The sequence below is a fragment of the Pseudoalteromonas sp. JSTW genome, assembly GCF_013423925.1.
Taxonomy (GTDB): Bacteria; Pseudomonadota; Gammaproteobacteria; order Enterobacterales; family Alteromonadaceae; genus Pseudoalteromonas; species Pseudoalteromonas lipolytica.
In genome coordinates this window covers 2,735,369-2,742,500 of record NZ_CP058972.1, presented here as the reverse complement: position 1 = coordinate 2,742,500, position 7,132 = coordinate 2,735,369, and the positions used below count along the sequence as shown (strand labels likewise).

Sequence of the window (7,132 nt, the reverse complement as noted above, 5' to 3'; positions counted from 1 at the left end):
GTAAGCCGTTGAAGGTGTGCCGGGAGGCATGCTGGAGGTATCAGAAGTGCGAATGCTGACATGAGTAACGATAATGCGGGTGAAAAACCCGCACGCCGGAAGACCAAGGGTTCCTATCCCATGTTAATCAGGGTAGGGTAAGTCGACCCCTAAGGCGAGGCCGAAAGGCGTAGTCGATGGGAAACGGGTTAATATTCCCGTACTTGGTATAATTGCGATGGGGGGACGGAGCAGGCTAAGCAAGCATGGCGTTGGTTGTCCATGTGAAAGTGAGTAGGTTGAGAGTTTAGGAAAATCCGGACTCTTAAGACTGAGACACGAGACGAGCCACTAAGGTGGTGAAGTTGTTGATGCCATACTTCCAGGAAAAGCCTCTAAGCTTCAGATTATACCGAATCGTACCCCAAACCGACACAGGTGGTCAGGTAGAGAATACTAAGGCGCTTGAGAGAACTCGGGTGAAGGAACTAGGCAAAATCGTACCGTAACTTCGGGAGAAGGTACGCTCCGATTGGTGATGAGACTTGCTCTTTAAGCTGATTGGAGCCGCAGTGACCAGGTGGCTGGGACTGTTTATTAAAAACACAGCACTGTGCAAAATCGCAAGATGACGTATACGGTGTGACACCTGCCCGGTGCCGGAAGGTTAATTGATGGGGTTAGTTTTCGGACGAAGCTCTTGATCGAAGCCCCGGTAAACGGCGGCCGTAACTATAACGGTCCTAAGGTAGCGAAATTCCTTGTCGGGTAAGTTCCGACCTGCACGAATGGTGTAACCATGGCCACGCTGTCTCCACCCGAGACTCAGTGAAATTGAAATCGCAGTGAAGATGCTGTGTACCCGCGGCTAGACGGAAAGACCCCGTGAACCTTTACTACAGCTTGGCACTGAACATTGAACCTACATGTGTAGGATAGGTGGGAGGCTTTGAAGCAGAGACGCTAGTCTTTGTGGAGCCGTCCTTGAAATACCACCCTTGTAGTTTTGATGTTCTAACGTTGGCCCCTGATCGGGGTTACGGACAGTGCCTGGTGGGTAGTTTGACTGGGGCGGTCTCCTCCCAAAGAGTAACGGAGGAGCACGAAGGTTGGCTAAGTACGGTCGGACATCGTACGGTTAGTGTAATGGTAGAAGCCAGCTTAACTGCGAGACAGACACGTCGAGCAGGTACGAAAGTAGGTCATAGTGATCCGGTGGTTCTGAATGGAAGGGCCATCGCTCAACGGATAAAAGGTACTCCGGGGATAACAGGCTGATACCGCCCAAGAGTTCATATCGACGGCGGTGTTTGGCACCTCGATGTCGGCTCATCACATCCTGGGGCTGAAGTCGGTCCCAAGGGTATGGCTGTTCGCCATTTAAAGTGGTACGCGAGCTGGGTTTAGAACGTCGTGAGACAGTTCGGTCCCTATCTGCCGTGGGCGTTTGAGAATTGAGAGGGGTTGCTCCTAGTACGAGAGGACCGGAGTGAACGAACCGCTGGTGTTCGGGTTGTCATGCCAATGGCATTGCCCGGTAGCTACGTTCGGAACTGATAAGCGCTGAAAGCATCTAAGCGCGAAGCAGGCCTCGAGATGAGTTCTCACTAGACTTTTAAAGTCTCTGAAGGGCCGTTGAAGACTACAACGTTGATAGGCAGGATGTGGAAGTGGTGTGAGCCATTAAGCTAACCTGTACTAATTACCCGTGAGGCTTAACCATACAACGCCAAACGCGTTTTATGACAGCGTAACAGACAGAAGTTAGTATACTAAAGTAGATTTACGATTATCAGATTTCCGAATTTTAGTTAATTGCGAATGCGATTAACGACCAGAATATGCTTGGTGACAATAGCGTTTTGGACCCACCTGACTCCATGCCGAACTCAGTAGTGAAACGAAACAGCGCCGATGATAGTGTGGCATTTGCCATGTGAAAGTAGGACATCGCCAGGCTCCTAATTTAGTCGAAAGACTTTAAATTTAAAAATTAATAATAAGAAAATTGAAAAGAATTTTCTTGGTGACAATAGCGTTTTGGACCCACCTGACCCCATGCCGAACTCAGTAGTGAAACGAAACAGCGCCGATGATAGTGTGGCATTTGCCATGTGAAAGTAGGACATCGCCAGGATCCTAATTAAAGAAAGCCCGACTCGAAAGAATCGGGCTTTTTTGTGTTTAATGCTTTCTACTATATCGGATGTCAGAAAATAGATGTCTGATACCAATCCGCAAAAATACTTAATCATTTTGAGTGATCAAACCAGTCGCTACCTGCGTTAAAAATTTCTGATTTAGAACAACTAAATAACTAAATTTTTGCCTTGTTATCAACGCGGTTTTATTGCCTCAAAATAGACCACTTAATTAAGCGGAATGGTATGATCACACAGATTGAAAGGTTCTCTTAAATCGCTTATTTCACCTCACGCTGAGATAATTAGGACGTAAAAGGCACTTTAGTGCTGAAAAGTCTCTGAATTGCCACTGTAGTGTATCTTTCAGATTAAGACATTGTTGAGCTTTTAGCGCTTGCTACTCTACTTTAAACTCCTTGCTTCCCTATCTTTGTTATGCGATAAAGCGTTTTATATTTGTAATACAATTAAGGTGTTTTGTGTCTCGTAAGAAAACAACAAAATCGAAAGGCTCATCAGGTTTAAACCGTAAGAATAGTGAAGCATTTATCAGCAAATTTTCAGCTCATCCAGATACACAAGTGTGCCCATCGGGTTTGATGTATAAAGTTGTAGAGGATGCGGCAGGTGACAAGCTCACAGAGTTTGATACTGTTGTTATTAATCAACGAATTATGCTCGCTGACGGTCATGTTATTGCCGATAGCTATAAAGCGGGTATGCCGGAGGTGTTTGCTTTATCGGAAGCGATTGAAGGCCTAAGAGAGGGGCTTTTGTTGATGAATATAGGATCTCGCTATGAATTTGTGATCCCTCCTGCGCTTGCGTGGGGTAAAAAGGGGAATGGTGGTAAAATTGGTGCAAATGCAGTGCTGCATTTTGATGTTCGCTTAATTCGTTTAGCCTAACTCGACACTGAGCTAGAAACGCGTTACCGTCTTGTATGGCTGATTAAGGATATTTATGGACGCATTTACTTCACGGGTTTACTTACTACGTCATGGCGAAATTGCAACTCCGGGCATTCTTTGTGGGCACGTTGATGTTGCTTTGTCAGATGTAGGCTATGAACAGATGCGTCTAGCAAGCGCAAAATTATCTCGCTTCGATGCTATTTATAGCTCTCCGCTAAAACGTTGTTCAACGCATGCAGAATTCTTAGCTCGTCAGCATACAATCAATGTGCAATATAACAATGCATTGAAAGAGTTTAATTTTGGTGACTGGGATGGCCAAGATTACCAACAACTTTGGCAACAAAATGGTAAACCTCATGTCGGTGATTTTTGGCAACATCCGTGGCAGGTTAAAGTGCCCAATGGTGAATTAATGGCTGACTTTTACGCGCGAGTCGAAGCATGGTGGCAGGCATTTTTAGTTTCGCTTACAGAGTCCAAACATACGCAATCATTAGTGATTAGCCACGCCGGTGTAATTAAACAAATCCTCGCTATTATTTGTCATATGCCTAAACAAACGAATACTCACCTTAATGTTTTTCATTTACCTTATGCAGGGTTAATAACGTTAGATGTATATATAGATGAACAAGGGCAAGCGTGGCCTAAAATAGTTTTTTAGCCATCTAGAGTGATATTCATTGAATTATTTACTTAGCCCGCCATAATATACCGAACTACCTCAAAATTTAGATTTCGGCGTTTTACAGGGGCTTTATATCAAGGCGTTACTTTGCAGCACGTTTATAAGTAACAACTTAGAAAGTAAGTTTTTGAACAACGTTCTGCGGGTTGGTTTAAAGCGATTAATTCCGCGTTATTGATTTTAGGAAAGGAATAACCATTCTGTGTAATCAATTTCTTGCCTATATTGCTTTAATTCCAACAGAAACTCGCATCATGAGGTCGTTTAGGTATATCTATATGCTATGGAATGGGGTGAGATTCTCCAGCTGTTCCCGCAACTGTAATCCATGATGAACATGGTCAGCCAGATACTTAGCAACAACAATTAGTCTTATTATGCTAATACAGTAGAGTGTTTATCGATTTGAGCGATTTAATATTCAAACTAATTAGTATCATTGAGCGGGTCAACTCACGTTATCTACTGATATAGGTCAGTGCTTTCTGGTGCGTTGATAAAACTCGCCAAGAGAGTGTAATTTGCAATTAAAAAGCCAAGGCATAACCCCTTTAATTTCAGTATCTGATTTAAGCTGGGGAATTGCTGATAAAACAATTCTTAAATCAATCAATTTGCAGTTAAATGCAGGTCAATTTATTGGTTTGCTGGGACCTAATGGCGCCGGTAAATCAAGTTTATTGCGTTGCTTATATCGCTATTTAAAACCACAACAAGGTGCAGTCTTTTTAGCTGGCGATAATATTTGGCAAATCAGTGCTGATGAATTCGCAAAAAATGTTGCTGTGGTTTTACAAGAGTCTCCTTCGCAATTTAATTTATCTGTTTTCGATGTAGTTAGTTTAGGTCTCACCCCACACAAAACCCTGTTTAGTGCGACTAATGCCGATGATAAAAAGCGTATTTATCAAGCAATCGAGCAGGTTGGTTTAAGTCATCACACACAGCAAAGCTTTGATTCACTTTCGGGTGGAGAAAAACAGCGTGCACTTATAGCCCGCTCAATTGTTCAGCAACCAAAGTTATTGATTATGGATGAGCCAACCAGCCATCTTGACGTTAAGTATCAAATTCAAATTATGGAGCTTGCTAAGTCACTTGATGTCACTGTGCTCGCTTCATTTCATGATTTAAATCTAGCTGCTAGCGTATGTGATGAGTTACTTGTTATCGATGAAGGTCAATTAATTACGCAAGGCACACCAAAAGAGGTGCTTACCGAGCAGCTGTTAAGTGATGTTTTTGGTGTTTGTGCAAGAGTGTCTGCTCATCCTCAGTCAACCTCGTTTGATGAGTTCGTGCCACATATTACCTACTATTACGGCTATAACAGACAGGAGCATCAAGATGACTGATAGGGTGCGTTTTAGTCTCTGTGTATGCGTTGCACTTGTTAGTTGCTTTTTAGCACTCAGTTTTGGTGCCGCGAGTACATCAATGAGTGATGTGCTGCATAGTTTAATCAGCCAGGGCAGTGATGAATTTATCCAACGTATTATTTTGCAACTGCGCATGCCACGTATGATATTGGCGTTTTTAGCTGGAGCTGGGCTCGCGCTTGCTGGGCTTATATTACAAACCGTAACGCGAAACCCGTTGGCAGACCCTTACTTATTTGGTATTTCTTCAGGTGCCTCATTTGGTGTGGTTTGCTTTATATCGCTTACCGGTGTGAGTTTTGGCTTTAGTATGTCGATTGCTGCATTTTTGGGCAGCTTACTCTCTATGTTTTTGTTGATTGGCATTGCTGGGCGTCGCCATGTAGGGCAAGTTGAAGCGATGTTATTGGCGGGGGTCGCACTGTCATTTCTGTTTAGTGCTTTAACCAGTTTATTACTTTATTTTAGCGATCCTCAGGCGATTACAGCTATCTTATTTTGGACTATGGGAAGTTTTTCACGTGCTGAGTGGGGAACGCTCTGGATCCCGCTCACCGTAATCATTGCGTGTATGACGTTAATGATCGCTTTTCGTCGTCAGTTAAACGCTATGTTGCTTGGTGATGAAAGCGCGGCAACACTGGGAATTCATGCTCAACGTTTTCGTATTTTAATGTTACTACTTAGTTCGTTAATTACTGCTGTTTTGGTCGCTATGTGTGGGGGGGTTGGCTTTGTTGGGCTTATGATCCCGCATATTGTCCGCTACTTTACGTCGCAAGGCTCAAGCCACAACCTTTTAATGACGAGCCTTGTTGGTGGTACATTTATGGTATGGGTCGATGTGCTTTGTCGTACTTTACTGACTAATCAAGAATTGCCTGTGGGTGTGATCACTGCGGCTATAGGCAGTGTGTTCTTTTTATCTTTACTTTATTTTCGTAAACAGCGTAGGTAGCCCATGTTTAATATCGCACCTCTTAACTCGCAGTATGCATCTGTAATTCAACAAAAAATAGATCTTAAAACCAAACCTTTAGGAGCGCTTGGTCAATTAGAAGAGTGCGCAAAAACGTTGACACTCATTTTAAGTCAATCTCTTAACTCAGAGCACGCTGTAGATGAATTTAAACCCGTTATTAACGCACCAACACTCGTCGTTTTTGCAGGTGACCATGGTGTTGCTAGCCAAGGGGTTTCGATTGCGCCAAGCAGTGTGACTTCACAAATGATTGCTAATTTTGCGCATGGTGGAGCAGCAATTAATGTATTTTGTCGTCAACTTGGATGGCTGCTTGAGGTCGTTGATGCAGGCACTTTGTCAGAACAGCATCATATTAGTGTTCATAATCAACGTTTAGGGCATATTACTGAGTCAATAAATACCTCAATGGCGATGTCGCCAGCGCAAGTTGAACAAGGCTTTAAGTTTGCTAAGCAGCGTGTGAATGCAATAAAAAATACAGGGTGTAATACCGTCGCATTCGGTGAAATGGGGATCGGTAACACAACCAGTGCGGCAGCATTAATGGCTGCTCTATTATCATTACCTGCCGCTCAATGTGTGGGTAAGGGCACGGGCGTAACGGATGAGGTGGTAGCTAAAAAAATTGCGGTTGTTGAACAAGCCGTTAATTTGCATCGGGCGCATCTAAACGATCCATTAATGACATTAGCGGCGCTGGGTGGCTTTGAAATAGTTCAAATAACAGGTGCTATTTTAGCCGCGGCAGAATTAGGCATGGTGGTGGTTATTGATGGCTTTATTTGCAGTGCCGCAGCATTGGTTGCGACACGTATAAACGCGCATGCACGTGATTATATGATTTTTGCTCACGCCTCAGATGAGCAAGGACATAAAGCCATGCTGGCAGCGTTAGACGCATCGCCATTATTAAACCTTAATTTGCGCTTAGGAGAGGGCAGTGGTGCCGCCTTGGCGTTACCATTATTACAATCATCGCTTGCATTTTATAACGAAATGGCAAGTTTTGCAGATGCACATGTTGAGCAGGTTGTTTAAGC

At 43.7% G+C, this 7,132-nt stretch carries 5 protein-coding genes, 3 rRNA genes and 1 riboswitch (1 of these 9 only partly in view); all 8 genes read left to right on the top strand.

The features are described from left to right. Positions 1-1,702 (top strand): 23S ribosomal RNA (locus GZH31_RS12410) (it extends 1,184 nt beyond the left edge of the window). A gap of 121 nt (positions 1,703-1,823) precedes the next feature. Continuing rightward, positions 1,824-1,938 (top strand): 5S ribosomal RNA (gene rrf, locus GZH31_RS12405). A 63-nt stretch (positions 1,939-2,001) separates the two neighbouring features. Continuing rightward, a 5S ribosomal RNA gene (rrf, locus tag GZH31_RS12400) occupies positions 2,002-2,116 on the top strand. 486 nt (positions 2,117-2,602) lie between these two features. Then, complete coding sequence (locus GZH31_RS12395) at positions 2,603-3,031, top strand: FKBP-type peptidyl-prolyl cis-trans isomerase (protein WP_065978673.1); 429 nt, start codon at positions 2,603-2,605, stop codon at positions 3,029-3,031. Positions 3,032-3,086: 55 nt separating this feature from the next. Next, entirely contained in the window at positions 3,087-3,704 is a 618-nt protein-coding gene (locus GZH31_RS12390; RefSeq protein WP_074989058.1) for a histidine phosphatase family protein, read from the top strand. 273 nt (positions 3,705-3,977) lie between these two features. Continuing rightward, positions 3,978-4,100, top strand: a riboswitch (cobalamin riboswitch). A 149-nt stretch (positions 4,101-4,249) separates the two neighbouring features. Continuing rightward, the gene (locus GZH31_RS12385; protein WP_180311053.1) at positions 4,250-5,083 is read left to right on the top strand and encodes an ABC transporter ATP-binding protein; all 834 of its coding nucleotides are present in this window, start codon (positions 4,250-4,252) and stop codon (positions 5,081-5,083) included. After that, positions 5,076-6,065 (top strand): iron ABC transporter permease, encoded by a 990-nt coding sequence (locus GZH31_RS12380; RefSeq protein ID WP_074989056.1) that lies wholly within the window; start codon positions 5,076-5,078, stop codon positions 6,063-6,065. The genes GZH31_RS12385 and GZH31_RS12380 overlap by 8 nt, the downstream gene beginning before the upstream one ends. Before the next feature lie 3 nt (positions 6,066-6,068). Then, positions 6,069-7,130 carry a nicotinate-nucleotide--dimethylbenzimidazole phosphoribosyltransferase gene (gene cobT, locus GZH31_RS12375; RefSeq protein WP_180311052.1) on the top strand — a complete coding sequence of 354 codons (1,062 nt, stop codon included), beginning with the start codon at positions 6,069-6,071 and terminating at the stop codon, positions 7,128-7,130. The last annotated feature ends 2 nt before the right edge of the window (positions 7,131-7,132 follow it).